27 protein-coding genes and 1 pseudogene are annotated in these 24,600 nt (G+C 70.8%); 10 read left to right on the forward strand and 18 right to left on the reverse strand.

Going from position 1 to position 24,600, the window contains the following annotated elements:
• Positions 1–95 precede the first annotated feature (95 nt).
• The 5 genes from ACGFIW_RS06830 to ACGFIW_RS06850 all read right to left on the reverse strand — a co-directional run bounded on the left by ACGFIW_RS06830 (position 96) and on the right by ACGFIW_RS06850 (position 4,325).
• The gene (locus ACGFIW_RS06830) at positions 96–749 is read right to left on the reverse strand and encodes a rhomboid family intramembrane serine protease (protein ID WP_357076525.1); all 654 of its coding nucleotides are present in this window, start codon (positions 747–749) and stop codon (positions 96–98) included.
• A 107-nt stretch (positions 750–856) separates the two neighbouring features.
• A complete protein-coding gene (locus ACGFIW_RS06835; RefSeq protein ID WP_393311479.1) occupies positions 857–1,534 on the reverse strand; it encodes a lytic transglycosylase domain-containing protein in 678 nt (225 codons plus the stop codon).
• Between the two features lie 276 nt (positions 1,535–1,810).
• Positions 1,811–3,226: a PhoH family protein gene (locus ACGFIW_RS06840; protein ID WP_393311481.1), complete on the reverse strand. Its 1,416-nt coding sequence runs from the start codon at positions 3,224–3,226 to the stop codon at positions 1,811–1,813.
• Between the two features lie 387 nt (positions 3,227–3,613).
• A complete protein-coding gene (locus ACGFIW_RS06845; protein ID WP_393311483.1) occupies positions 3,614–3,949 on the reverse strand; it encodes a hypothetical protein in 336 nt (111 codons plus the stop codon).
• Positions 3,950–3,980: 31 nt separating this feature from the next.
• A complete protein-coding gene (locus ACGFIW_RS06850; RefSeq protein WP_354995764.1) occupies positions 3,981–4,325 on the reverse strand; it encodes a hypothetical protein in 345 nt (114 codons plus the stop codon).
• 264 nt (positions 4,326–4,589) lie between these two features.
• Here ACGFIW_RS06850 and ACGFIW_RS06855 point away from each other — a divergent pair, with 264 nt between their 5' ends.
• From ACGFIW_RS06855 to otsB, 3 genes are all read left to right on the forward strand, one after another.
• On the forward strand, positions 4,590–5,033 hold the full coding sequence (locus ACGFIW_RS06855) for an XRE family transcriptional regulator (RefSeq protein ID WP_357076513.1): 444 nt from the start codon (positions 4,590–4,592) through the stop codon (positions 5,031–5,033).
• A 162-nt stretch (positions 5,034–5,195) separates the two neighbouring features.
• Positions 5,196–5,549 (forward strand): hypothetical protein, encoded by a 354-nt coding sequence (locus tag ACGFIW_RS06860; protein ID WP_393311485.1) that lies wholly within the window; start codon positions 5,196–5,198, stop codon positions 5,547–5,549.
• A 67-nt stretch (positions 5,550–5,616) separates the two neighbouring features.
• Positions 5,617–6,441 carry a trehalose-phosphatase gene (otsB, locus tag ACGFIW_RS06865; RefSeq protein ID WP_393311487.1) on the forward strand — a complete coding sequence of 275 codons (825 nt, stop codon included), beginning with the start codon at positions 5,617–5,619 and terminating at the stop codon, positions 6,439–6,441.
• 25 nt (positions 6,442–6,466) lie between these two features.
• Here the strand turns inward: otsB and ACGFIW_RS06870 are convergent, their stop codons facing one another.
• The 7 genes from ACGFIW_RS06870 to ACGFIW_RS06900 all read right to left on the reverse strand — a co-directional run bounded on the left by ACGFIW_RS06870 (position 6,467) and on the right by ACGFIW_RS06900 (position 13,651).
• Entirely contained in the window at positions 6,467–7,237 is a 771-nt protein-coding gene (locus tag ACGFIW_RS06870; protein ID WP_030486708.1) for an isoprenyl transferase, read from the reverse strand.
• 31 nt (positions 7,238–7,268) lie between these two features.
• On the reverse strand, positions 7,269–8,465 hold the full coding sequence (locus tag ACGFIW_RS06875) for an NAD(P)/FAD-dependent oxidoreductase (protein WP_393311490.1): 1,197 nt from the start codon (positions 8,463–8,465) through the stop codon (positions 7,269–7,271).
• 300 nt (positions 8,466–8,765) lie between these two features.
• Positions 8,766–9,371, reverse strand: a complete 606-nt coding sequence (locus tag ACGFIW_RS06880) for a response regulator transcription factor (protein WP_393311492.1) — start codon at positions 9,369–9,371, stop codon at positions 8,766–8,768.
• On the reverse strand, positions 9,368–10,522 hold the full coding sequence (locus ACGFIW_RS06885; RefSeq protein ID WP_393311494.1) for a sensor histidine kinase: 1,155 nt from the start codon (positions 10,520–10,522) through the stop codon (positions 9,368–9,370). The genes ACGFIW_RS06880 and ACGFIW_RS06885 overlap by 4 nt, the downstream gene beginning before the upstream one ends.
• A gap of 10 nt (positions 10,523–10,532) precedes the next feature.
• Positions 10,533–10,676 (reverse strand): hypothetical protein, encoded by a 144-nt coding sequence (locus ACGFIW_RS06890; protein ID WP_393311496.1) that lies wholly within the window; start codon positions 10,674–10,676, stop codon positions 10,533–10,535.
• 247 nt (positions 10,677–10,923) lie between these two features.
• On the reverse strand, positions 10,924–11,769 hold the full coding sequence (locus ACGFIW_RS06895) for a hypothetical protein (RefSeq protein WP_393311498.1): 846 nt from the start codon (positions 11,767–11,769) through the stop codon (positions 10,924–10,926).
• A 37-nt stretch (positions 11,770–11,806) separates the two neighbouring features.
• Entirely contained in the window at positions 11,807–13,651 is a 1,845-nt protein-coding gene (locus ACGFIW_RS06900; RefSeq protein WP_393311500.1) for a phosphoenolpyruvate carboxykinase (GTP), read from the reverse strand.
• 136 nt (positions 13,652–13,787) lie between these two features.
• Between ACGFIW_RS06900 and ACGFIW_RS06905 the strand changes: the two are divergent.
• From ACGFIW_RS06905 to ACGFIW_RS06920, 4 genes and pseudogenes are all read left to right on the forward strand, one after another.
• Positions 13,788–13,877 (forward strand): annotated as a pseudogene (locus ACGFIW_RS06905) (GtrA family protein); the annotation flags it as partial.
• 212 nt (positions 13,878–14,089) lie between these two features.
• Entirely contained in the window at positions 14,090–14,626 is a 537-nt protein-coding gene (locus ACGFIW_RS06910) for a GtrA family protein (RefSeq protein ID WP_393312728.1), read from the forward strand.
• 63 nt (positions 14,627–14,689) lie between these two features.
• Entirely contained in the window at positions 14,690–15,397 is a 708-nt protein-coding gene (locus ACGFIW_RS06915) for a GtrA family protein (protein WP_393311502.1), read from the forward strand.
• Positions 15,394–16,236: a MaoC/PaaZ C-terminal domain-containing protein gene (locus ACGFIW_RS06920; protein ID WP_393311504.1), complete on the forward strand. Its 843-nt coding sequence runs from the start codon at positions 15,394–15,396 to the stop codon at positions 16,234–16,236. The genes ACGFIW_RS06915 and ACGFIW_RS06920 overlap by 4 nt, the downstream gene beginning before the upstream one ends.
• Before the next feature lie 49 nt (positions 16,237–16,285).
• Here ACGFIW_RS06920 and ACGFIW_RS06925 read toward each other — a convergent pair whose 3' ends face one another.
• Positions 16,286–16,858 (reverse strand): PH domain-containing protein, encoded by a 573-nt coding sequence (locus ACGFIW_RS06925; protein ID WP_393311506.1) that lies wholly within the window; start codon positions 16,856–16,858, stop codon positions 16,286–16,288.
• Between the two features lie 207 nt (positions 16,859–17,065).
• Positions 17,066–17,941 carry a biotin--[acetyl-CoA-carboxylase] ligase gene (locus tag ACGFIW_RS06930; protein ID WP_393311508.1) on the reverse strand — a complete coding sequence of 292 codons (876 nt, stop codon included), beginning with the start codon at positions 17,939–17,941 and terminating at the stop codon, positions 17,066–17,068.
• Between the two features lie 84 nt (positions 17,942–18,025).
• Here ACGFIW_RS06930 and ACGFIW_RS06935 point away from each other — a divergent pair, with 84 nt between their 5' ends.
• Positions 18,026–19,609, forward strand: a complete 1,584-nt coding sequence (locus tag ACGFIW_RS06935; RefSeq protein WP_393311510.1) for an acyl-CoA carboxylase subunit beta — start codon at positions 18,026–18,028, stop codon at positions 19,607–19,609.
• A gap of 126 nt (positions 19,610–19,735) precedes the next feature.
• Here ACGFIW_RS06935 and ACGFIW_RS06940 read toward each other — a convergent pair whose 3' ends face one another.
• The 4 genes from ACGFIW_RS06940 to ACGFIW_RS06955 form a co-directional block, all read right to left on the reverse strand.
• A complete protein-coding gene (locus ACGFIW_RS06940) occupies positions 19,736–20,617 on the reverse strand; it encodes a hypothetical protein (RefSeq protein WP_393311512.1) in 882 nt (293 codons plus the stop codon).
• On the reverse strand, positions 20,610–21,110 hold the full coding sequence (locus ACGFIW_RS06945; protein ID WP_393311514.1) for a SigE family RNA polymerase sigma factor: 501 nt from the start codon (positions 21,108–21,110) through the stop codon (positions 20,610–20,612). The genes ACGFIW_RS06940 and ACGFIW_RS06945 overlap by 8 nt, the downstream gene beginning before the upstream one ends.
• Before the next feature lie 62 nt (positions 21,111–21,172).
• The gene (locus ACGFIW_RS06950; RefSeq protein WP_393311516.1) at positions 21,173–22,156 is read right to left on the reverse strand and encodes a ketopantoate reductase family protein; all 984 of its coding nucleotides are present in this window, start codon (positions 22,154–22,156) and stop codon (positions 21,173–21,175) included.
• A 160-nt stretch (positions 22,157–22,316) separates the two neighbouring features.
• A complete protein-coding gene (locus ACGFIW_RS06955; protein WP_393311518.1) occupies positions 22,317–23,060 on the reverse strand; it encodes a M50 family metallopeptidase in 744 nt (247 codons plus the stop codon).
• Between the two features lie 99 nt (positions 23,061–23,159).
• On the opposite strand from ACGFIW_RS06955, the gene ACGFIW_RS06960 reads away from it, so the two are divergent.
• Positions 23,160–23,705, forward strand: coding sequence for a Uma2 family endonuclease (locus ACGFIW_RS06960; RefSeq protein WP_393311520.1), 546 nt, complete (start codon positions 23,160–23,162; stop codon positions 23,703–23,705).
• Positions 23,706–23,831: 126 nt separating this feature from the next.
• Positions 23,832–24,584, forward strand: a complete 753-nt coding sequence (locus ACGFIW_RS06965; protein WP_393311522.1) for a GH25 family lysozyme — start codon at positions 23,832–23,834, stop codon at positions 24,582–24,584.
• The last annotated feature ends 16 nt before the right edge of the window (positions 24,585–24,600 follow it).

The following is a 24,600-nucleotide window of genomic DNA, read 5'->3' on the forward strand; positions in this document are numbered from 1 at the left end:
CGCTTTCCGCTTACGGATCAACGCGTGCTGATCTCGACCGTAGGCGGGTGGCAGCGGTCCGGCAAGCACGTCCCAGGGGCGCGCCGGGGATTTGGTCAGGGCAGGCTGAGCGTGGACCCGAAGTGGTCCGGCCCGTCCACCGCCGGCCGTCGACGACGGAACAGGATCGCCGCGACCACCCCGCCGAGCAGCCCGAACAGGTGGCCCTGCCAGGAGATCCGCTCGTCGGTGGGGAGGATGCCGACGAGCTGCCAGCCGTAGAGCAGGCCGACAAGCAGGAAGACCGCGAAGTTCCACCAGCTGCGTTCGACGATGCCCCGGGTGAGCAGGATGCCCAGGTAGCCGAAGATGACGCCGCTGGCGCCGACCACCACCGAGTTGGGCGAGCCGGTGAACCAGACGCCGAGCCCGCTCACCAGGATGATGACCAGGGTCGACCAGAGGAAGCGGCGGGCACCGGCGGCCAGCACGAACGTGCCCAGCAGGATCAACGGAATGCTGTTGCTGTAGAGGTGGTCGAAGCCGTGGTGCAGGAACGGGGAGAAGAAGACCCCGTCCAGCCCTTCGATCCGTTGCGGGATGATGCCGGCGTTGGCGTCCAGGCCGAACGCGAGCCCCTGGTCGACGGCCTCGATGAGGAAGAGGAACGGGACCACCGCGCACATGGCGACGAACGCCCGGCCGAGGGCGGCGTAGAACGCCTCGGTGCCGAACCGGAAGGGGTCGCCGCTTGACGGGTGCAGGGTCACCTGACAACTGCTATCAGCAAAAGCGGCCGGCCGCCACTCACGTCCCGTCCGGGGTACGCGCGAAGGCGGGGCGAGTGGAGAGCCACCCGCCCCGCCTTCGGAAGCCGTCAGTAGTGGTTGTTGTTCTGGAAGAACGTCCAGGCGCCGCAGGGCGTGTCGTACTTGCCCTTGATGTAGCCCAGCCCCCACTTGATCTGGGTGGCCGGGTTGTTCCGCCAGTCGGAGGCGACCGTGCCCATCTTGCTGCCCGGCAGGGCCTGCGGGATGCCGTACGCACCGGACGAGTTGTTGGCGGCCTTGTGGTTCCAGCCGCTCTCCTTGGTCCAGAGCTTCTCCAGGCAGGGGAACTCGGCGATGCCGAAGCCCGCGCCGATCATCAGGGCGCAGCCGGTCTTGCGGTTGCCGCTGAACTCCTCGCAGGACGCCGGGATCGGCCCGTCGTACGGCTTGGCGGGTGCGTTGGCGGCCTCGCGCTCGCGCTTGCGGGACGCCGCGGCGGCCTCGGCCTTGCGGGCTCGCTCGGCGGCCTCCTTGGCGGCCTGTGCCGCACGCAGCTTGGCCTGGTATTCGGCGGCCCGTTGCTTGGAGAACTGCACCTGGTGGGCGGCCTGCCGCTCGCGCTGGTACGCGAGGTCGGCCCGGTCGACCTCGAGGCTGGCCTGCTCGACCAACCCCTGTTGCTGGGTTTCCCGGTCCTGGCCCAGGTAGAAGCCACCGGCAACGCCCACGGAGAGCAGCGCCACAGCAGCCGTACGGGCACCCAACCGGCTCCACAGCCGACTCACGAAGTGGTCCCTTCGTCGGGGGCATGGACGCGGCACGGCGCCGGTCACAGGTGGACCGTCAACCGTGCCACGAGCGCCCCGACCGCTTGCCGGTCGCGCCGACGCACCGATCACCGCCGATGTCCTCCGTCGTGCGACGAACGATCACCGACGATCCCCATGGTGCGTGGGCGCTCGTGGGACACGATTGCGCACAGTGAGGCTGATGGGAAACCAACCACGCTGTTTGTGACTTCTGCCACATTAATTATGTGGACAAAAGCCGCATAAGCACCATCAGATGGGAATGTCCTCCAGGAGATCGGTGACCATCGCGGCGATCGGCGACCGCTCCGAACGGCTGAGTGTCACGTGGGCGAAGAGCGGATGGCCCTTGAGCGCCTCGATGACCGCCGTCACCCCGTCGTGCCGGCCGACCCGCAGGTTGTCCCGCTGGGCCACGTCGTGCGTGAGCACCACCCGGGAGCCCTGCCCGATCCGGGACAGCACGGTCAACAGCACCCCGCGCTCCAGCGACTGGGCCTCGTCCACGATCACGTAGGCGTCGTGCAGGCTGCGCCCCCGGATGTGGGTCAGCGGCAGCACCTCCAGGATGCCCCGCGAGGTGACCTCCTCCAGCACGTTCTCGTGCACCACCGCGCCGAGCGTGTCGAAGACCGCCTGGGCCCACGGCGACATCTTCTCCGACTCCGAACCGGGCAGGTAGCCCAGCTCCTGGCCACCGACGGCGTACAGCGGGCGGAACACGATCACCTTCTTGTGCCGGCGGCGCTCCATCACCGCCTCCAGCCCCGCGCAGAGCGCCAACGCCGACTTGCCGGTGCCGGCCCGGCCACCGAGCGAGACGATCCCGATCGCCTCGTCGAGCAGCAGGTCGAGGGCGACGCGCTGCTCGGCGGAGCGGCCGTGCAGGCCGAACGCCTCCCGGTCGCCCCGGACCAACCGGACCGACTTGTCCGGCAGCACCCGGCCGAGCGCGGAGCCCCGCCCCGAGTGCAACACCAGACCGGTGTGGCAGGGCAGGCCGGCCGCCTCGTCGAGGTCGAGCGTCTCACCGGCGTACAGCGACCCGATCTGCTCCTCGCTGAGCTGCATCTCGGACATGCCCGTCCAGGTCGGGTCGCTGGCCTGGCCGTGGCGGTACTCGTCGGCACGCAGGCCCACCGAGGCCGCCTTGACCCGCAGCGGCATGTCCTTGCTGACCAGGGTCACCTCCCGCCCCTCGGCGGCGAGGTTGAGCGCGACGGAGAGGATCCGGGCGTCGTTGCTCTCGGTACGGAAACCGGGCGGCAGCACGCCGTCGTCGGTGTGGTTGAGCTCCACCCGCAGGGTGCCACCGGCCTCGTTGGCGGGCACCGGTCGGTCGAGTCGGCCATGCCGGACCCGTAGGTCGTCCAACATTCGCAGCGACTGCCGGGCGAACCAGCCCAGCTCCGGATGGTGCCGCTTGCCTTCCAGCTCGGTGATGACCACCAGAGGCAGCACCACCTCGTGCTCCGCGAACCGGTGGAACGCCGCCGGATCGGAGAGCAGCACGGAAGTGTCCAGGACGAAGGCCTGGCCGGCTGGTCGTGGCTCCTTCGGGTCGGCCGGCGCGGCGGCCGCCGTGCGGCGGCTCCTGCTGGCTCGGCGGGTCGTGGCAGTCGCGGCCGGGGTCTGGTCGGCACCGGCGGTGGTACGGCGAGTCGTCACAGGCCTGCTCCGACGGATGGGCACCCGCCACCCGTGTTCCGCCTCCTCCGGTGCCCGGGGACACGGGGTCGGATGCGGAACCCCGTGCGCGAGGTCGCAGATCCGGGCGGACCGGCTGGCTCGGGAGAACCCCGCGCCATGCCTAGACGCTAGCCGCGCCGAACCCTTCCGGCTAGTGCGTGCGGGGAACTCCCAGGACGGGTGCCTCGCCGGGAGTGGCCCGCGACGGGCACGGCGGAACCGGCCGGGATGCATGCCCCCTGCGCGCACCCCGGCCGGTTGGGGTCACCGTCACCGGTCTGACGTGACCCCGTCGGTGCGTGTCCGCCGCGGACGACGCACCGCGTCGATGCTGCCGGTCGGCGGGCCTGCGCCCGCCGACCGACCTCAGCCGGTGCGTCGGACGAGCGTGCCGGTCGGGTGCCGCCCGGTGGTCGGGGCGGCCGGAGCGCTGAACGACGAGCCGGTGTACGTGGTGCCGGGGCGGGCGACGGTGCTGGCCGAGCGGACCACGCCCGCCGGGGAGACCGACAGGGCGGAGGCGATCGCGGCCTGGGCGTCGCGGCGACGCCGGTTCCAGGCGCCCCGGTCACCGTCGAAGTAGCCCTGCCGGTAGCCGAAGCGGTAGCCGATGCGGTAGCTGAGCTGCCCGTGCAACCGACCGGCCGCGTAGCTTGTCGCACCGAGCACCAGGACGAGGAACACCGCGAGGAACGGGCTCATCGGGCAACACCGGCCCAGCGTGGACGCCAGGTCATCGCTCCTCCGGCTCGATCGTGGTGGGGTCCGCGACAAGCAGCCGGTCCAGGTCGTCGGTGCTGACCTCCTCGACCAGCTCGACGCTGATCCGGCAGCCGTCCAGCACGATCTCGGCCACCGAGGAGCGGCGGATCTCGCCTCCGGCGTCGTAGACCCGGACGCTCAATTCCGGGCAGCCGAGATGGGTACGCCAGGCGTTCCACTCGGCGCGGTCGCCGACGCTCAGCGACAGGTAGCGGCAGCCTCGGGCGAGGTAGAGACGCCAGGGGGCGGTCAGCCCCGCGGCGACCCCCTCGGCGATCAGCCCGAAGGCCTGGGCGCGGGTGGCGAGCTCGGTCACCACACCCCCTTGGCGTCGGGGGTATGACGCATGTGAGCACCAATCGTCTCATGCACGTGACACACCGTAGATTGTCCCATGGACGTGACAGTATCAGCTTTTCGTCCGCTTACGTTTGCCACTACGGGCATCTATTCTGCCCGCGTGACACCCCTCAACAGTGGCACTGAATCGTTTACCGGAAATCCGAAGCTCCCGTCACGTATGCGTGACAGTGGCGAGCCGGGGCGCGCGCCCAGCGCCGCGTGGCCGTACCGTCACGGGGTGACCGAGACGGCCAATGCGCGGAAGATCGCCTTCGCCACCTTCGTCCGCCGCGCCCTGGACGAGGCACGGGCGACCCGGGCCTGGAGTGGCACCGAGGTGTCCCGGCGCACCGGCGTCTCCCGACAGACCATCAACCGGTGGGTCCGGGGCGACTGGGCCAGTGACCCGGAGGCCGAACGGGTGGTCGCCTTCTGCGAGGGCCTGGGGCTCAACCCGGCGGCGGCCTTCGCCGCACTCGGCTGGGACCGCACCGCGAGCGGCCCCCGCAGCGGCCAGCCCGCCCCTCCGATGGACCCCGACGTGGAGGCTCTGCTGCGCCGGCTGGTCGATCCGAACGTTTCGGACGCGGAGAAGTTCCACATCCGGGAAACCATTAGATACCTCGCATACCGCCCAACGCTGCCGGTCGATGTCCGAAATAGAGGCAATCAAGCAGGGTAGTTCCTCAGATGGCGAAAGAACGCCTGGTCAGGTTCATTCGTTTGCCTCCGGGGTCGGAACGGGCACGCTAGCGTCCCTATTCGTACTGCTTGGGCTCGTCATCGGCGGGGGGACGGGACAAGGCCGAACCCAGCCCTGCGGGACAAAAGGAGGGGTCTGTCCATGACCCTGAAGTGGTTGGCAGTCGTGGTCGCGACGGTGTCGATGACACTGTGGGCGACCGGTAACACAGTGACCCTCGCGGTCGACGGCGGGCAGCTGCCGCTGCTCGTCAACCTCTTCGTGCTCATCACCGCCGGCACCGCGGTCGTCCTGGCCGTCGTCGCCGAGCTGCACGAACGCTTGAACGACCGGATCAGCGCACTCACCGAGTTCCTGGTGGCACGGCTCAACGAGATCGAGACCCACACCGGTGATCGCAACACCGGGTTCGTGGAGGGTTACCTGTTGAGCCACGGCCAGGAAGCGGCGGTGGTGCCGTTCGGTCGGCGTGGACGAGGAGCCGCCGAACGCTGATCGCCCACCGCGCAACGGGTCCGCTCGGCCAGGAATGAGCCTTCATCGCCGGGGTACGCTGACGCGCGTGCCGTCGTTGAATGTGGGCAACCACCAGCCGAGAACCCCGTTGAACGCCGACCAGGCCTGGCGAACCACCGCCAGCCGGGCGGCCGGGACAGTGCTCTTCTTCGACTTCGACGGCACGCTCGCGCCCGTCGACGACGATCCGACCGCGGTCCGCCCGGCGCCCAAGGCGATGGCCGCGATCGAGGCGCTGGCCCCGGTCGTGCAGCGGGTCGCGATCGTCTCCGCCCGGCCCGTCGAGTTCCTACGGGATCAGCTCGGCGGGCTCACCGGCGTGGACCTCTACGGCCTGTACGGGCTGGAGCACAGCCACTCCGGTGGGGAGACCGTCACCGAGCCGGCCGCGCTGCCCTGGGTGCCGACCATGGTGGAGCTGGCCGACCTGGCCCGGGCGGAGCTGCCGCCCGGCACGCTCGTGGAATACAAGCGGCTCTCCGTGGCACTGCACTGGCGGACCGCCCCCCAGCTCGGCACGACCGTGCAGCAGTGGGGGCAGGCGCAGGCCGATCGGCTGGGCCTGCGGGTGCAGGCCGGGCGGATGGTGCTGGAGCTCAAACCGCCCGTCGACAGGGACAAGGGCATGGTGATCGGCGAGGCGATCAAGGGCGCCACCGGTGCCTGGTATTTCGGTGACGATGTCTCGGACATCAAGGCATTCGCGGCGCTGCGCGCCCGCGCCGCCGCCGACCCGGACTTCCTCGGCGTCTGCGTGGCGGTGGCCAACCCGGAGACCGGCCACGAGGTCGCCAACGCCGCCGACCTGACGATCGAGTCCCCGGCAGCCCTGGGTGACTTCCTCACCGAGGCACTGACCCACCTGCCCTGACCCCGGCCGGTCGCAGACCGCCGGGTCAGGCGCCGTAGCGGCGTTGCCTCGTCGCGTACGAGCGCAGTGCCCGCAGGAAGTCGATGTGCCGGAAATCCGGCCAGTTGAGCTCGCAGAAGTAGAACTCCGAGTGCGCGGACTGCCAGAGCATGAAGCCGGACAGCCGCTGCTCCCCGCTGGTGCGGATGACCAGGTCGGGATCGGGCTGGCCACGGGTGTAGAGATGCTCGGCGATGTGCTCGACGTCCAGCACCTCGGCCAACTCCTCGATCGTGCCGCCGGAGGCGGCGTGCTCCAACAGCAGCGAGCGGACCGCGTCGGTGATCTCCCGGCGACCGCCGTAGCCCACCGCGATGTTGACCTCCGCGCCGCCGGTGCGCTCGCGGGTGCGTTCCTCGGCACCCTTCAGCGCCGCCGCGGTCTGCGCCGGGAGCAGGTCGAGAGCCCCGACGATGCGCAGCCGCCAGGGGTTGCCCTCCTCCGCCAGCTCCACCACCAGATCCTCAATGATCTTGAGGAGGGGGTCCAGCTCACTGGCCGGGCGGCGCAGGTTGTCGGTGGCCAGCAGGTAGAGGGTGACGTGCCCGACGCCGGCCTGGTCACACCAGCCGAGCACGTGCTTGATCTTGGCCGCCCCGACCCGATGGCCGTCGTTCGGGTCGACGAAGCCCATCTCCCTCGCCCATCGGCGGTTGCCGTCGCACATCACCCCGACGTGCCGGGGCACCGGCTTACCCGCGAGCTTCGCCGTGAGCCGGCGCTCGTACACGGAGTAGATAAGGTCCCGCAGCGTCATCACCTAGCAGCGTAGCGACCCTTCGGCCAGATCACCGCCTCGGAGCCCCATCCCCGCCGGGCAGACCGATGCCGATCATCGCCAGCGTACGGGCGGTGAGGCGTCCGTCACCCAGCCCCAACTCCACCACGTCGTAGAACACCCGGTCGTCCCGCCGGGCGGCCCGGACCGCCGCGTCCACCACTCGGCCACGCCGCGCCAACCAGGCCGCGAACGAACTGTGCCGCAGGTGGGTGCCGAGGCGGCGACGCAACCCGTGGGCGTAACGGGCGGCGGCCGCCTCGGGCGCCTGGGCCGCTGCCGCACCAGCGAGCGCACCGGAGAGCAGCGCGTAGAAGATGCCCTCCCCGGTGAACGGATTGATCAGTGACAGCGCGTCCCCGGCCAGCAACGTGCGGCCACGCCCCGGTGCCGGCCGGTGGGTGGACAGCGGCAGGTGGTGGGCACGCAACGCGCTCACCGTCGCGAGGTCGGTGCCGGGCAGCAACGCGGCCAGCCGGTCCAGCAGGTAGGCCCGGCTCAGCGGCTCACCGCGCAGCACCTCCCCGTACCCGACGTTCGCCCGTCCGTCGCCGATCGGAAACGACCAGGCGTACGCCGGCCAGCGCGCCTTCGAGGTGACGATGAGCTGCTCGGACGGGCCGGGCAGAGCCGGGGCGTACCCCCGGATGGCCAGCGCCAGGTGCCGGTCGGGATTCTGCGGGTGGCCGAGCGTCCGACGCACCACCGAGCCGACGCCGTCGGCACCCACCACCACCCGACCGGACACCTCCCCGTCGAGCACCACCCGGTCGGCGCGCGGCTCGACCCGGCGCACGGAGTGCCGGCGCAACTGCGCGCCGGCCGCCACGGCAGCCGCCACGAGACGCGCGTCGAAGACCTCCCGGGGCACGGTGTACGCGGGTCGGGGCAGCGCCCGGGCCACGGCACCACCACCCGGCGCGATCATGCGTAACGCGGGCAGCGGCGCGTAGCCGGCCACCGCCTCGGGCACCCCCAGTTCGGAGAGCACGTCCACCGAGTGCGCGGCGATCCCGTCGCCACACGCCTTGTCCCGGGGAAAGTCGGCGCGGTCCAGCAGCAGCACGCTGGCACCCGCCCGGCGCGCCGTCAACGCGGCGGCTGCCCCGGCCGGCCCCGCTCCCACCACCACCACATCGAAGTCGTCGCTCACCGCGCGCCTCCCTCCCCCTCGGCGGCACGGCCCGTTCGCCACCCGCCCGGCCATCCGCGGCACCGGCATCCAGCCGGCCGGCCAGTTCCGGCTTGCTCTGGCCCTGGGCCGTCGGCGCCGATCACTGTGACCGACACCACCCCATCCTGCCCGCTGGCCGCCCGCCCAGGCCGATGCCGCACGGCCCGAATTTCCCTGCCGCTCACCCGGCGCGACGCCGCACGGCCGAATCTCGCTACCCCGTCCGCACGGCCGGGTCGACGCCGCACGGCCGGGATTCCTGCCCGCGGCCACTCACCCGGCGCGACGCCGCACGGCCCGCATTCCGTCGACGCCGTGCGGAGCTCGGCAGCGTCAGATCCAGCCGTTGCTTCGGGCGCTGAGGGCGGCTTCGATCCGGTTACGGGTACCGGTCTTGCCGATGGCGGACGACAGGTAGTTGCGCACCGTGCTCTCGGACAGGTGCAGACGGGCGGCGATGTCGGCGATGGTCGCACCGTCCACGGCGGCCGCCAGCACATGCCGCTCCCGTTCGGTGAGCGGATTCGGGCCGGCCGACAGGGCCGCCGCCGCGAGCGTCGGATCGATCACCCGCTCACCGGCCAGCACCCGCCGGACGGCCACCGCCAGTTCCTCCACCGGACCGTCCTTGACCAGGAAACCGGCCGCGCCAGCCTCCATCGCCTGACGCAGGTAGCCGGGCCGACCGAACGTGGTGAGGATCAGCACCCGGCAGTCCGGCAACTGCTCCCGCAGCGTCGCCGCGGTGTCCAGGCCACTGCCATCGGGCATCTCGATGTCCAGCAGCGCCACGTCCGGACGACTGCTCCGGGCCGCCTCCAACGCCTCGGCGGCGGTCCGGGCCTCCGCCACCACCTCGATGTCGGGTTCGAGGTTCAGCAGCAGGGCCAGCGCCCCGCGCATCATGCCCTGGTCCTCGGCGAGCAGCAGCCGGATCATTCGGTCACCGTCGCCAGCGGGCGAGTGGGAATCCGCACCGTGAGCAGCAGACCACCGCCGTGCGCCGGACCGACCCGCAGGGTGCCGCCCGTCTGCTCAAGCCGCTCGGAGAGACCCCGCAGGCCGTTTCCGAACCGCGGTCGGCCGCCCACCCCGTCGTCCCGGATGGTCAGCACCGATCCGTCGGCATCGGTGTCGATGTCGATGTCGCAACGCGACGCCCGGCTGTGTCGCAGCACGTTCGTCACTCCCTCCCGGAGGACCCAACCGAACGCGTCGTCGGCCTCGACGTCGAGATTCGCCGTTCCCCGCACGGTGACGGTGATGCCGACGTCACCCAGGACGGTCCGGGCGTTGTCCAGCTCCCGGGCGAAGCTGTGCTCGCGGTAGCCCGTGACCGCCTCGCGGACCTCGGTGAGGGCGGTGCGGCCGATCCGCTCGATGTCGGCCGCCTCGGCGGCCGCCCGGAGTGGATCCGTCTGGGCGAGCCGACGGACCACCTCCGCTTTCACCACGACCAGCGACAGCGTGTGGCCGAGCAGGTCGTGCAGGTCCTTGGCGAACCGGAGCCGTTCCCGTTCCACCACCGAACGGGCCAACTCCCGCTGGGTGTGGCGCAACTCGTCGACCAGGCGGGCCACCCGCGCGAACGCCAGTGTCATGGCACCGGCGAGCAGCGTGATCAGTGCGATCTGGGCGGTGTCGTCGGCGGGCAGGCGTCGCGCCGCCCCGATCACCAGCACGGCCGCCACGCTGCCACCGACCCAGGCGAAGGCCCGGTTCACCCGGAGCAGCCCCACGGCGCCCGCGGAGCACACGTAGATCAGCAGGGCCAGCCAGCCGGTCGTGGCGTTGCCGTACGCTGCGGCGAGCGCAACCCCGAGCAGCGCCAGCAGTGCCAGCCCGGCGTGGTGCACGGCCGGCCGAACGGCCAGTGCGGCCACCGGCACCGCCACCAGCGCGAGGTAGAGCGACGCGAAGACGGCCAGCCCAACCATGGCCACCGGCACGGGGTGGACCTGCCCGCGCGCGATCGTGGCAGCCGGCGGGAGCAGCAGCCACAGCCACAGCGTGTGGGCCGCCACCAGCATGAGGCCGCGACGCCGCAGGCTGCGGTCGACGGTACGGGTCACCTCGCTGGCACCGGGCACGACGGACACGCTAGTGGTGGTCGACCGCGTACGGGCGCGCGCCGGTCGGCCCCCGCCGCGGGTCCTCGGCGGCGTACCGCTGCAGGACAGCCCAGAACTCCTGTCGGGCAGCGACGTCGACGTAATCCAGTGAGACGCACGGCGAAGTCACCATGCCCTCCACGCTACGAAAGGGCGGATGCCACCGGACAGCGCCAGCGGTACTCGGTGCGCGGTGACAAAAGTCCCGGACCGTCGCCACCACCAACCCCCGCGATCTTGCACTTTGTGTCGCCGCTTCACACCTTTCACCCCCTTATGTCGCGACAGAAAGTGCAAGATCGACGGCGAGTGGGGTGGGGTGGGGGCGGGGTGGTCAGGGTGGGGGTGGGGGTGGGGGTGGGGGTGGGGTGGGGTGGGGGTCAGGGTGGGGTTTGGGTTGCGCGGCGCAGGCTGTACAGGGCCAGCCCGGCTGCGGCCAGCAGGGGGGCACCGTCACGGACCAGGCCGTCCACGCCCAGCAGCCACCAGCACAGCGGCAGGTCCACGGCGAGCACGACCAGGGTGACGCCGACCAGCAGGCCCCGCGCCCAGTCCTTGCCGCGCATCAGGAACGCGGTGCAGAACAGCACCGCGTAGCTGGCCGCGATGCCGGCGCCGAACCAGAACAGGACGGCCGGGAGCGCAGACAGCCGACCGTCCAGGATGGCACCACCGGCCACCAGGGCCGGCACCAGCATCAGCGGGCTGTAGGTGAACGCCGCCACCCGACTGGTCAACAGCCAGGCGTTCGCCTCCGGTCGGCGTGGTGGGGTTTCCCGCCAGGACAGGCCGGCCCGGTCGAGGACCAGCCGTGGCCGGTGCCGGACGAGATGCCCGGCCAGCGCCGACGAACGGTACAGCAGCCAGACCACCGCCGCACAGAGCGCGGTGAGCACGGCGAAGCCGAGCAGGCCGGGCAGCGGCGGCACCCCCGCGCGGGGCACGATCAACCGGCCGACGGCGAAGACCGTGGTGACCGCGAGGATCAGCCCGAACGGACGAGCCACCGTACGGCCCCGGCGGACGTGCCCGATCAGCAGCAGGAAACCGAACGAGCGCAGCATCGCCCAGCCGGTGCGCACCGCCAGACCGAAGCCCTGCTCCGGGGCGTACCACCAATTGATCAGCTCGACCACGACGGTGGCCGCCGCCGTCGTCGCGAGCAGGAGGGTGAGCACCCGGACGGCGGACGGCCGCCGGACCTGGGTCTCGGCGGCCGTCCTCATGGGATCAGATGATGCCCGCGCGGGGCGATCTTCACACCTACCGCTGCGGCTGGGCGGCGTCCAGGCGGGCGCGCAGCGCGTCCAACTCGGCCCAGAGCACGCCGGGCAGCTTGTCACCGAACTTCTCGAACCACTCGGTGATCATCGGCAGCTCGTCGCGCCACTCGTCGGGGTCGACCTTCAGCGCGATCCGGACGTCCTCCGGGGTCATGTCCAGGCCCTCGACGTCCAGCGACTCGGGCGTCGGAACCATGCCCACCGGGGTCTCGACCGCGTCGGCCGTGCCTTCGATCCGCTCGACGACCCACTTGAGCACCCGGGAGTTCTCGCCGAAGCCCGGCCAGAGGAACGAGCCGTCGGGGTCCTTGCGGAACCAGTTGACGTAGTAGATCTTCGGCAGCTTGGCCTCGTCGCCGTCGGTGCCCTTGCCCATCTCGATCCAGTGCCGGAAGTAGTCGCCCGCGTGGTAGCCGATGAACGGCAGCATCGCCATCGGGTCGCGGCGGACCACGCCCACCGCGCCGGACGCGGCGGCCGTGGTCTCCGAGGAGAGCGTGGCACCCATGTAGACGCCGTGCACCCAGTCGCGGGCCTCGGTCACCAACGGGATGGTGTCCTTACGCCGGCCACCGAAGAGGATCGCGTCGATCGGCACCCCGTTGGGGTCGAAGTACTCGTCGGCGAGGATCGGGCACTGGGTGATCGGGGTGCAGAACCGGCTGTTCGCGTGCGAGGAGAGGCCCTCGCTCTCCGGCGTCCAGTCGTTGCCCTTCCAGTCGATCAGGTGCGCCGGAGGCTCACCCATGCCCTCCCACCAGATGTCGCCGTCGTCGGTGAGGCCCACGTTGGTGAAGACGGAGTTGCCCCGGTCCAGGGTGCGCATGGCGTTGGCGTTGGTCTTCCAGTCGGTGCCGGGCGCGACACCGAACAGGCCGTACTCCGGGTTTACCGCGTAGAGGCGGCCGTCCGGGCCGAACCGCATCCAGGCGATGTCGTCGCCGATGGTCTCGACCTTCCAACCCGGGATGGTGGGCTCCACCATGGCCAGGTTGGTCTTGCCGCAGGCCGACGGGAAGGCGCCGGCGATGTGGTGGACCTTGCCCTCCGGCGAAGTGATCTTGAGGATCAGCATGTGCTCGGCGAGCCAGCCCTCGTCCCGGCCCATCACGCTGGCGATCCGCAGCGAGTAGCACTTCTTGCCGAGCAGCGAGTTGCCGCCGTAACCGGAGCCGTACGACCAGATCTCCCGGGTCTCCGGGAAGTGCGAGATGTACTTGGTCTCGTTGCACGGCCAGGCGACGTCCTGCTGCCCAGGGGCGAGCGGGGCGCCGATCGAGTGCAACGCGTGCACGAAGTTCGCGTCGTCGCCCATCGCCTCCAGGACGCGGGTGCCCATCCGGGTCATGATGCGCATCGAGGCGACCACGTAGGGGCTGTCGGTGATCTCGACACCGAACATCGGGCTCTCGGCCTCGACCGGGCCCATGACGAACGGGATGACGTACATGGTGCGTCCGCGCATCGAGCCGCGGTACAGCTCGGTCATCGTCCGCTTCATCTCCGGCGGCGCCATCCAGTTGTTGGTGGGGCCGGCGTCCGCCTCGTCGACGGAACAGATGAAGGTGCGTTCCTCGACCCGGGCGACGTCCGTCGGGTCGGTACGCGCGTAGAACGAGTTGGGCTTCTTCTCCGGGTTCAGCCGGATCAGCGTGCCGGCCTCGACCAGCTCGTCGGTGAGGCGACGCCACTCCTCGTCGGACCCGTCCACCCAGACGACCCGGTCGGGGGTGGTCAGTTCCGCGACCTCACGGACCCAGGCGAGCAGTTTCGGATGGGACGTCGGGGCCTGATCAATACCCCGCACAACAGCCGGAGCAACCATGACACATCTCCTTGTGGTCGACGCTGACCGATCTATGGGATGCACGAGACTCAGCGGCGCGATGCGTCGCCTTCGTGGAAACCTGGGATTGGCCTCAGCGTAAACCGGGCAGCCTTCCGAGTCAGTGGGACTGGTTGTGAAGAACTGCACAAGCTACGGCCACGCTGCGGTATCACGAGCTGATACCCGCTTTCCTGCGCAGTTTCACGCAAATCTTGTTGTGCACCCCGGCGGACGCTTGTTGCGGTCGGGCCGTGACCTGCCCCGCCGACCGGTGCGTGGATTCCCGTTCCGGGGCGCGTCAGTCCTCCCAATTGGTTACGCTGCGTACAACGGCCCCGCACACGGTGATCCGCCGTTCCGGGAGACCACGCCCGCTCGCCGTTGCTACCCCTCTGACTGGTCGACAGCCGGTAGGCTCGCCCCGTGGCCGCCACGATGACCGGGGAGCAACCGGGTCCCCGGCAGACCCCACGGGGTCTGGTCGGCAGGCTGCTGGACCGCTTCGGTCACCTCGTCCGCGAGATGAGCAAGTTCGCCACCGTGGGTGGCGCCGCCTTCCTCGTCGACTTCGCGCTCTTCAACTATCTGACGAGCACGCGGGGCGTCGAGGAGCTGACGGCGAAGACGATCTCCACCATCATCGCGGCCTCCGTCGCCTTCGTGGGCAATCGCTTCTGGACCTGGCGGCACCGGCAGCGCAGCAACCCGGCCCGCGAGTACGCGCTGTTCTTCTTCTTCAACATCGTCGGCCTCGGCATCGCGGTGGCCTGCCTCGCGATCAGCCGGTACGGGCTCGGCAGCATCTGGCCCGCCGTGTTCGAGACGCGCCTGGCCGACAACGTCGCCAGCTACGTCGTCGGCACGGGCCTCGGCACACTGTTCCGATTCTGGTCGTACCGGCGGTTCGTCTTCGTCGAAGCGGGAACCCGGACCGTTCCGCAGGTAAGACCCGACCCCGATCGCAGGGCGTGACCTGCCGCTCACCCCGTTCGGCCGGTGATCGCCGGCCGCACCGACTGCCCTAAGGTGTTTCGCATGCGTCTTGTCCGTCTGCTGCCTGAGCGCTGGCAGAAGTTCATCCACGAGGCGCTCAAGTTCGGCATCGTTGGCGGCGTCAACACCGTCATCAATTACGCGGTGTTCAATGCCCTTGCACTGACCGTTTTCGTCAATGGTCAATTGAAGGCGAACGTGATCGCGACCCTGGTCGCCACGATCACGTCGTATCTGATGAATCGGCACTGGACGTACCGGGATCGCCCGAAGTCGGCGCTGCGCCGCGAGTACGTCCTGTTCTTCCTGTTCAACGGGGTTGGCCTGCTCATCGAGCTGGGTGCCGTGGCGGCGGCCAAGTACGGCCTCGGCGTCCACGGCCTCCTCGCACTGAACGTGGCCAAGACCGTCGGTGTCCTGCTGGGCACGCTCTTCCGGTTCTGGTCCTACCGGACCTTCGTCTTCCAGCCGGTCGTGCCGGCCGAGGGCGAGACGAAACCCGAGCCCACCTGGCACGACATCCCGCGTGACGAGTGGGACACCCTGGCCGAGATGGACCCGGTCGCCGAGCTTGCCGAGACCGTGTCGGAGCTGGAGGAGGAGGCGAAGTCCGCGGACCGCGCCGACCCACCACCCGGCGCTCCCACCCAGGGCCGGCCCACCCGGCTGAGCGTCAGCCCCGCTGCCGACCTGGACGCGGAGCTCGCCGCGGAGTTGCACGTCAGCACTCGCCGCGCGCCCCGCCGGTGACGACACCCGACGCCCGCTCCGGCACCGGGCAACCCGCCGAGCTGTTCTTCGAGGATCTCGTTCCGGGGCTCACCGTCGACCTCGGCGTGGTCACCGTGGACGGCGACGAGATGGTCGCCTTCGCCCGCCGCTTCGACCCGCAGTGGTATCACGTCGACCCCGAACTGGCCGGGGCCAGTCGGCACGGTGGGCTGATCGCCAGCGGCTTCTACACGGTCAGCCTGTTCATGCGGGCGTACGTCGACCATCTGCTGTCCCGGGCTGCCGCGGACGCGTCCCCCGGCCTGGAGGAGCTGCGCTGGCTCGCCCCCGTGCGCGCCGGCGACCGGCTCGCCGTCCGGGTCGACGTGATGGGCGCGCGACCGTCGACGGCCCGCCCGGGGCTCGGCACCGTCAGCCTCACCGGCACCATGCTGCGCCTCGGCCCGGACGACAGGCCCGAGCAGGAGGTGCTGCGCACCCGCTTCCGTGGCTGGTTCGCCCTGCGACCGGCCGAAGCCGACCCCAGCGAGGCCGACCCGGCCGAGGCAGACTCCGCCGAAGCCGGGTCCGAAGCCGGAACCGGACCCGGAATAGCCGCCTCCGGCCCGGCCGGAGGGGGCACAGCCGGTCACGGCCCATCCGAAGCCGGCGCAGCCGGGAGCGGCCCAGCCAGTGTCGGCCCAGCCGGGAGCGGCCCAGCCGGTCACGGCCCATCCGAAGCCGGCGCAGCCGGGAGCGGCCCAGCCGGGAGCGATCAGCCGGAGAGTGGGCCGCCCGACGCCCACCTGGCCGAGACCAGCCCACCGGGTCCCGCACGACCCGAAACCGTCTCACCCAGGGCCGAACCACACGCCTGACCCGCCCCGACACTGCCCGGGGCGGGCCACGGCCTCGGTCGACCCCGGGTCAGGTCGTGGTGTCGCGCAGCGGCTTGCCGTCCTGCATGTCGGCGAGGATGTCGCGCATCTCCCCGTCGCCGAGCGAATGCTTGTCGTGCTGTGCCTCGACCAGCTCGTAGAGGGTGGTCTGCACCCTTCCGACACCGGGCACGTCGGCGAGCACCGACTGGCCTCGTTCGCCGGCCGACTCGATGGTGAGCGTGCCGCAGCCGAGCAGGCGCTCGACGAAGCGCTGGTTCATCGAATGGTCGTTGACCCGGGTGAGCGGGAGGTCCCGCCGGTCACGGGAGAAGACACCCTGCTGGATCAGCACACGCTCGTTGGTGAACAGGTAGTGCGTGGTACGCCAGACCAGGAACGGCCACAGGCCGAGCCAGAGCACCCCGACCAGGGCGATCACGCCGATAACGGCCAGCGCGACCGAGCCGCCGCCGCTCTCGGGCAGCAGGAGCAACCCCACCACCACCGCGGCGATGGCCAGCACCAGCACCGCGATCGGCTGGATCAACGCCTTCCAGTGCGGGTGCAGGTGCAGCACGACATGCTCGTCCTCGGTGAGCACGTCTTCAGGAAACGCCACGGGAACCTCCATCGCGATTTTCTAGACGCGCAGACGGTAAACCCCCCAAGCCCCACCACAACATCCGCCACGCGGCCCCACCCGGTTCTCCGCGATCTTGCACTTCCTGTCGCCGTTACGCGACTTTCACCCCGATTTACCCCGACAGAAACTGCAAGATCGCGGGGGCGGGGGCGGGGGCGGGGGCGAGGGGGTGGGGTGGGTGGGTTAGCGGAGGTGGAGGACGTCTCCGGCGGTCAGGGTTCGGGGGCCGGTGGGGGTGGCGACCACCAGTTGGCCGTCCGGGTCCACTCCGGTGGCCGTGCCGGTCAGGGAGTCGCCGTTGGGGAGCAGCACGCGTACCTCGCGGCCGACAGTCGCGCACGCCGCCAGGTAGGCGTCGCGCAGGCCGCTTGTCACCGCGTCGCCGCCGGCGGAGCGCCACCTGTCGTACCAGTCGGCCACCGAGCGCAGCAGCGCCCGCAGCAGCGGGTCCCGATCGGTGGCCGTCGCACCGGCCAACTGCAACGAGGTGGCCGGCAGCCCGGTCGGATTCACCGGTAGTTCCTCGGCGCGCAGCGTCACGTTGAGCCCGATGCCGAGCACGATGGCCGGCGGTTGGTCCGGCGAACGCCCGGGCACCGCCTCGGCCAGCACGCCCGCGCACTTCGCGTCGCCGATCAGCAGGTCGTTGGGCCACTTCAGGGTGGCTTCCAGCTCGGCCAGCCGGGCCACCGCCTCGACAAGCGCCACGCCGGCCAGCAACGGCAGCCACCCGTACCCCGCGGGTGTCGCCGGCAGCCAACCGCGGTCCGGCACGGCCTCGCCGGGCCGCAGCAGCACGCTCGTCGCGATGCCCGCCCGGGGCGGCGACTGCCAGACCCGGCCGCGCCGGCCACGCCCGGCGGTCTGCCGCTCGGCGACCACGACCAGGCCCTCGGGCTCGTCGGCTCGGGCCGCCTCGGCCACGTCGGCGTTCGTGGAGCCGGTCTCGGTGCGCAACTCCAGGCGGGCCCACGGCCCGTTCGGCGCGACCAACGCGCGGCGCAGCCGGGCCGCCGACAGCGGCGGCCGGTCCAGATCGGTGTACGGGGAGCCCGACATTCCGCCAGCCTACGGCGGTGGCGGTGCCGACACTGAGGGGTACGGCACGCCGGCACCGACCTGAACCATCGTTATATTTCCTGGGTGACTACCGAGACCGGGACCAACATCCACAGCACCGCGGGCAAGCTGGCGGACCTGGAGCGCCGGGTCGACGAGGCGGTGCACGCCGGGTCGGCCCGTGCCGTCGAGAAGCAGCACGCACGCGGCAAGAAGACCGCCCGCGCGCGGATCGAGATGCTGCTCGACGAGGGCTCCTTCGTCGAGCTCGACGAGTTGGCCCGGCACCGCTCCACGGCCTTCGGGCTGGAGCGCAACCGCCCGTACGGTGATGGCGTGGTCACCGGCTACGGCACGGTGGACGGCCGGCAGGTGTGCGTGTTCGCGCAGGACTTCACGGTCTTCGGCGGCTCGCTCGGTGAGGTCTTCGGGGAAAAGATCGTCAAGGTGATGGACCTGGCCATGAAGATCGGCTGTCCGGTGGTCGGCATCAACGACTCCGGTGGCGCCCGCATCCAGGAGGGCGTGGTGTCGCTCGGCCTCTACGGGGAGATCTTCTTCCGCAACGTGCGGGCCTCCGGGGTCATCCCGCAGATCTCGCTGGTGATGGGGCCCTGCGCGGGCGGCGCGGTCTACTCCCCGGCGGTCACCGACTTCACCGTGATGGTCGACCAGACCTCACACATGTTCATCACCGGCCCCGACGTGATCAAGACGGTGACCGGTGAGGACGTTGGCATGGAGGAGCTGGGCGGGGCGCGCACGCACAACACGCGCAGCGGCAACGCCCACTACCTCGCCAGCGACGAGGACGACGCGATCGACTACGTCAAGGCGCTGCTGTCGTACCTGCCGTCGAACAACCTCGACGAGCCGGTCGTCTTCGAGGCCCCCGCTTCGCTTGAGGTCAGCGACGAGGACCGGGAGTTGGACACGCTGATCCCGGACTCGGCCAACCAGCCGTACGACATCCACACGGTCATCGAGCACGTCCTCGACGACGGGGAGTTCCTGGAGGTCCAGCCGCTCTACGCGCAGAACATCGTGGTCGGCTACGGCCGGGTCGAGGGGCGTCCGGTCGGTGTGGTCGCCAACCAGCCGATGCACTTCGCCGGCACCCTGGACATCGCCGCCTCCGAGAAGGCGGCCCGGTTCGTGCGCACCTGCGACGCGTTCAACATCCCGGTGCTGACCTTCGTGGACGTGCCAGGCTTCCTGCCCGGCACCGGCCAGGAGTGGGACGGCATCATCCGCCGGGGCGCCAAGCTCATCTACGCGTACGCCGAGGCCACCGTCCCCAAGGTCACCGTGATCACCCGCAAGGCGTACGGCGGCGCGTACGACGTGATGGGTTCCAAGCACCTCGGCGCGGACCTGAACTTCGCCTGGCCGACCGCCCAGATCGCCGTGATGGGCGCACAGGGTGCGGTGAACATCCTCTACCGCTCCGAGCTGGCCGACGCGGACGACCCGGCGGCGGTCCGCGCCGAGAAGATCGCCGAGTACGAGGACACCCTGGCCAACCCGTACGTGGCGGCGGAGCGCGGTTACGTCGACTCGGTGATCGCGCCGCACGAGACGCGCACCCAGATCGTCCGGGCGCTGCGCGTGCTGCGTACCAAGCGGGAGACGTTGCCGCCCAAGAAGCACGGCAACATCCCACTGTAACGCGGGTCCGGTTCCCTCGATCCGCGCAACGTCAGGCGAAGACTTGCCTCTCACTGTCCGGAGAGGACACTTTCCCTGACGTGGCGCGATCTCCCTGGTTCGCGATCGACCGGGACCGCATCGCCCTCAACAGTTCGGGGGTGGGGCGTTGGCGTTCGCGCACAGGCGCGCCACGGCCGCGACGGCGAACTGTTGGAGTTCCGCCTCGGTGCCGTCGCGACCGAGGCTGAGCACCGAGACGAGATCGCCGACCTGCACCACCGCAGTGTTGGTCGGGCGCGTCTCGTCGTTGACCGTCGCGCCGGTGTTCACGTCCCGGGCCCGGGAAACCGTGTGGGTCAGCAGGACGCCGCCTTGCCCCCCTGTGTCCAGCGGCCGGACCTGCCACCGATGCACCGCCTCCGCCGTACCGGTCTGCCCCTTCCGCTCGTACGGCCCGCGGCTGCGCCACTCGTCGCACGGGTCCACCAGACCCCGGAGGGTCACGAGGGCCAACGTCGCCTCGTCCTGTGTTGCCATCCGGTAGACGTCCTGCATCACGAGGACGTCGGCGTTGCCGGGCTCGGTTCCGGCGGGACGTGCCCGAAACAGGGTCTGTGAGCGGGACAGGCGGGAGAACCGCCACCCCGCCGGCAGCCCCAGGTTCGCCCGGCACTGTTCGAGCATCGCGTCGACCCGGACCGGCTCCCCCATGCCCGCCTGGCTGAACTGCACCTCGATCGGGCGCGTCAGGTCGGCCGGCTGGAGCAGGGCGTCGGTGGTGATCTCGTGCTGGGTCGGCGTGGCGTCGGGCGCGGCCGAGGCGGCCGGTGTGGACGGCGCCGGAGACCCGCCGGTTGCGACGAGCGCAACGGCGGTGCCCCCGGCGAGGGCCAGGACGACGGTGGCCGCCACGATCCTGCGCTGGCTGCGGCGGCGGGCCCGGGCGCGGATCTCCTCCGGGCCGGGCCAGTGCACGTCGCGCAGTTCCCGCTGGATGTGTTCGACGAAGGTCGGGTCGTCACGCATCGGTGGCCTCCTCCAGATCAGAGACGGCGAGCAGGCCGGCGAGCGCGGCGCGCCCCCGAGAGAGTCGAGCCTTGACGGTGCCGACCGGGGCTGCGGTCTCCCGCGCCACGTCGGCGACCGGCATGCCGACCAGGTAGTAGAGGGCGATCGCGACGCGTTGCTCCTCGGGCAGCCGGCGTAGCGCGGCGACCACCTCGACGGTGTCGGTGCCCGGGCCGGGAACGGTCTCGCTGGCACCGTGCCGCAGGTACGCGCGGGCACGGCTGCGCAGGCTGCGCCACCGGCTGACCGCGATCCGGCTGGCCACCACCCGCACCCACGCCTCCGGGTCGTCGTACGCGCTGATCGTCGACCAGCGCTGCCACGCCCGGATGTACGCCTCCTGTACGGCGTCCTGAGCCTCGACCCGGTCGCCGGTCAGGACGTAGACGAACCCGAGCAGCCGTTGTCGGCTCCCCCGGTAGAACTCGTCGAACCCGTCGATGTCCGGCACCCGTTACCTCCCCGTGTCGGTCGCAGGGAACACGCGCCGAGCAGGGTCGTCGGTTGCCGGGATCAGGGAATCATCTTCTCCAGCTCGGCGAGCGGGAACGCGCCCGCCCCGATCCGCTCCCGGGCCGCCCGGCGGACGGCCCGCTGCACGGCCACGTTGACCGGCGTCGGCACGCCGTGCAGCCGGCCGAGCAGCGCGATCTCGCCGTTGAGGTGGTCGACCTCGGTCGAGCTGGTGCCCCTGGCCAGGCTCTGCCAGGTGGAGCCGCCGGAGCGGGTCTCCCCGTCGACCGGGCGCTGCTGCACCAGGTCACCGCGTTCGGCCTTCTCCTCCTGCGGTGAGGTGTGCGCGATCCCGGCGGCGGCGAGCGCGGCGACACCTTCGGCGCGCACCCGCTCGACCAACACGTCCGGGATGTCCTGTCCGAGCAGCGCCTGTAGGCCGTTGCCGAGGTTGCTGAGCAGCTTGCCGTACTTCCAGCGCAGCACGTCCTCGCGGACCGGTGCGACGAACCCGGCGGCGCTCAGATCGGCGGCGATCGCCCGGTCGGTGTCGTCGGCGCCTGCGGGGTGTCGCCCGATGTGGAGCATGCCCGGGTGCGGGTGGCCGTTGGCCACCACCACGCCCGGGTCCAGGTGGGTGGCCGGCAACCAGACGCAGACCGGGTGCACGTCGGCGAAGAGGCGCAGCGCGGCCCGCTCGTTCGCCACGCCGTTCTGGGCGGTCACCAGCGGCAACCGCTCACCTGCCGTACCGCCGCCGACCACCGGCGCGTCCACCCAGGCGGCCAGCGCGCCGGCGGTGTCCTGCGACTTGACGGTGAGGATCAGCACGGTGTCCGCCGGCAGCGGCTGCTCGCCGGGCCCGTCCACGGCGGCGAGCCGGGCGGTGGCCTCCCCGTCGGGCTGCCGCAGGGTCAATCCCCGCGCCCGGATCGCCTCCAGGTGGGCACCACGGGCCACCACTGTCACGTCCCGGTCGGCCTGGGCCAGCCGTACGCCGATGGTCCCGCCGACCGCACCCGCCCCGATGATCACGTATCGCATTGCCTCATTCTGCCGCCCGCGCGTTTCCCGCCCCTTCCGCCCCTTCCGCCCCTTCCGCCGTCGATCATGGAGTTGTGGTGCCTGGCTGCGGGGGTATCGCGGCTTTCGCGGCCCACCACAACTCCTTGATCGACCCGGGCGGAGGCGGGGTTGAGGCGGGTTAGAGCGTCAGGCCGGCGTCGGTGAGGATCGGGCCGGCGAGCAGCAGGGCACCGGCAACCAGGGCGGCCAGGTTGACCAGGGCGAAGAGCCCCACCCAGAAGAGCGCCGGGAACGGGGTGAGCCCGGCGAGCTGGTCCGCGTCGGAGGCGGGCATCCGGCCCCGCGACCGCAGCCGTTGCAGCTCCACCACCGGCCGCACCCCGCCGAGCAGCAGGAACCACACCCCGGTGTACGCGAACGCGGCCTGGACCTGCGGTGTCGCGTACCAGGAGACGGCGAACACCAGCGCGCCGGTGACCAGCAGCGACACCACGCCGAAGGCGTTGCGGATCATGATGAGCATGGCGAGCAGCAACACCACCGCCACCCAGAGCAGCAGCGTGATCCGGTTGCCGCCGAGCAGCCAGGCACCGGCCAGCCCGACCAGCGGTGGGGCGACGTAACCGGCGAGCAGGGTGAGGATCATGCCGGGCCCGGTGGGACGGCCGGCGGAGAGCGTCAGCCCCGACGTGTCCGAGTGCAGCCGGATGCCGCGCAGCTTGCGACCGGTGAGCAGGGCGACGAGCGCGTGCCCGCCCTCGTGCGCGATGGTGATGGCGTTGCGGGCGATCCGCCACGGCAGCCGCGTGGACACCACCACCAGCGCGATGGCCGCGGTGATCAGCACCAGCAGTGGGGGCGGGTCCGGCTGCGCGCCGAACAGCGTGTCCCACGTCTCGCCCAGCCCGTCGATCGACATCATGGGGCGCGAGCCTACCGGCGGCGTTCCGTGTCGCTCCCGGAGCACCGCCTCGTGATGCCTGAGACTTCGGGTGGCCATCGAGGGTAGAGGTGATTGCAGATGGCATCGTTGCCCTTGGAACACCATGTCGGGCTCTGGACCGAGGCCGACTACTTCGCCCTGGGTGAGACTCCGGGCCGGATCGAACTGCTCGACGGGAGCCTGCTTCTGAGCCCGGTCCCGAGTAAGCGTCACCAGTTGGTGTCGCGCCGGCTGGCAGACCAGGTCGAGCGCGCAGCAGAAGGTCTCGCAGTCTTCGGGGCGGTCAACGTTCGGCTCGGCGTCGATCGAGTCGTCATCCCGGACCTCGTCGTGACAGATGTCGATGACGACGGCACCTTCCTCGACCCCGACCGGGTGGTCCTCGTCGGCGAGATCGTCTCGCCCGGCAACGCCGCTGCCGATCGGCTGGTCAAGATGCAGCTCTACGCCATCGCGCGAATCCCCTGGTATCTGCTGGTCGAGCAGGACGGCGACGGTCACTCGCTGCGGCTCTACCGGCTCGACGGTGAGCACTACGTCGAGGACCAGGTGGCCAAGCCGGGCGAGACGCTGACCGTCGTCGAGCCGTTCCGCTGGCAGCTCGACCCGGCCACGCTGCGCTGATCCGTTCGACTCTCGCAACCGGGGCGACACACACCCGTCGATGAAGCTTTTTTCAGTCGCCCTTGTGATCTAGGGCACTTACCTCCAAAGATGGTTGTCGATAGAGCGACGTCCTTGGAGGCACTCATGGCCCGTACCTCGTCAACGCTGCGCCGCGCGCTCGCGGCCGGCCTCACCGTCCTCGCCACCGCGGCGGCGGCCCTGGTCGCGACCGCCGGACCGGCGGCCGCGGCCACCACAGCCGGCATCGACGTGTCCCGTTACCAGGGCACCATCAACTGGACGAGCGTCCGCAACGCGGGCATCGAGTTCGCCTTCATCAAGGCGACCGAGGGCACCACCTACAAGGACCCGAACTTCAACGCCAACTACGTCAACGCGTACAACGCCGGGGTGATCCGTGGGGCGTACCATTTCGCCCGGCCCAACATCTCCGCCGGCTCCACCCAGGCCAACTACCTGGCCTCCAACGGCGGCGCCTGGTCGGCGGACAGCCGCACCCTGCCGGCGGCGCTGGACATCGAGGCCAACCCGTACAGCGGCGGCTACTGCTACGGCCTGAGCACCACCGGGATGCGCAACTGGGTGCAGGACTTCCTGAACACCTACCGGTCGCGCACCGGCCGGTACGCCGTCATCTACACCACCACGAGCTGGTGGAACCAGTGCACCGGCAGCTGGACCGGCCCGTGGGCGAACCACCCGCTCTGGCTGGCCCGCTGGTCGAGCACCCCCGGCGCCCTGCCGGCCGGCGCGTCGGTGTGGAGCTTCTGGCAGTACACCAGCTCCGGCGTCGTCTCCGGAATCAGCGGCAACGTGGACCGCAACTACTGGAACGGTGACCGCAGTCGGCTTACCGCGTTGGCCAACAACACCTGACCGGGCCGTTGGCGGC

This window comes from Micromonospora sp. NPDC048935, from assembly GCF_043197875.1.
Taxonomy (GTDB): Bacteria; Actinomycetota; Actinomycetes; order Mycobacteriales; family Micromonosporaceae; genus Micromonospora.

Excerpts from the sequence above, each read along its gene's own strand:
- ACGFIW_RS06880 (WP_393311492.1), bottom strand. The coding sequence starts at position 9,371 with ATGATCCGGCTGCTGCTCGCCGAGGACCAGGGCATGATGCGCGGGGCG.
- ACGFIW_RS06845 (WP_393311483.1), bottom strand. The coding sequence starts at position 3,949 with ATGAGCCCGTTCCTCGCGGTGTTCCTCGTCCTGGTGCTCGGTGCGACA.
- ACGFIW_RS06860 (WP_393311485.1), top strand. The coding sequence starts at position 5,196 with ATGACCCTGAAGTGGTTGGCAGTCGTGGTCGCGACGGTGTCGATGACA.
- ACGFIW_RS06875 (WP_393311490.1), bottom strand. The coding sequence starts at position 8,465 with ATGGCCGGGCGGGTGGCGAACGGGCCGTGCCGCCGAGGGGGAGGGAGG.
- ACGFIW_RS06960 (WP_393311520.1), top strand. The coding sequence starts at position 23,160 with ATGGCATCGTTGCCCTTGGAACACCATGTCGGGCTCTGGACCGAGGCC.
- ACGFIW_RS06965 (WP_393311522.1), top strand. The coding sequence starts at position 23,832 with ATGGCCCGTACCTCGTCAACGCTGCGCCGCGCGCTCGCGGCCGGCCTC.
- ACGFIW_RS06900 (WP_393311500.1), bottom strand. The coding sequence starts at position 13,651 with ATGGTTGCTCCGGCTGTTGTGCGGGGTATTGATCAGGCCCCGACGTCC.
- ACGFIW_RS06895 (WP_393311498.1), bottom strand. The coding sequence starts at position 11,769 with ATGAGGACGGCCGCCGAGACCCAGGTCCGGCGGCCGTCCGCCGTCCGG.
- ACGFIW_RS06910 (WP_393312728.1), top strand. The coding sequence starts at position 14,090 with ATGACCGGGGAGCAACCGGGTCCCCGGCAGACCCCACGGGGTCTGGTC.
- ACGFIW_RS06870 (WP_030486708.1), bottom strand. The coding sequence starts at position 7,237 with ATGACGCTGCGGGACCTTATCTACTCCGTGTACGAGCGCCGGCTCACG.
- ACGFIW_RS06950 (WP_393311516.1), bottom strand. The coding sequence starts at position 22,156 with ATGCGATACGTGATCATCGGGGCGGGTGCGGTCGGCGGGACCATCGGC.
- ACGFIW_RS06940 (WP_393311512.1), bottom strand. The coding sequence starts at position 20,617 with ATGCGTGACGACCCGACCTTCGTCGAACACATCCAGCGGGAACTGCGC.
- ACGFIW_RS06930 (WP_393311508.1), bottom strand. The coding sequence starts at position 17,941 with ATGTCGGGCTCCCCGTACACCGATCTGGACCGGCCGCCGCTGTCGGCG.
- ACGFIW_RS06955 (WP_393311518.1), bottom strand. The coding sequence starts at position 23,060 with ATGATGTCGATCGACGGGCTGGGCGAGACGTGGGACACGCTGTTCGGC.
- ACGFIW_RS06890 (WP_393311496.1), bottom strand. The coding sequence starts at position 10,676 with ATGGTGACTTCGCCGTGCGTCTCACTGGATTACGTCGACGTCGCTGCC.
- ACGFIW_RS06915 (WP_393311502.1), top strand. The coding sequence starts at position 14,690 with ATGCGTCTTGTCCGTCTGCTGCCTGAGCGCTGGCAGAAGTTCATCCAC.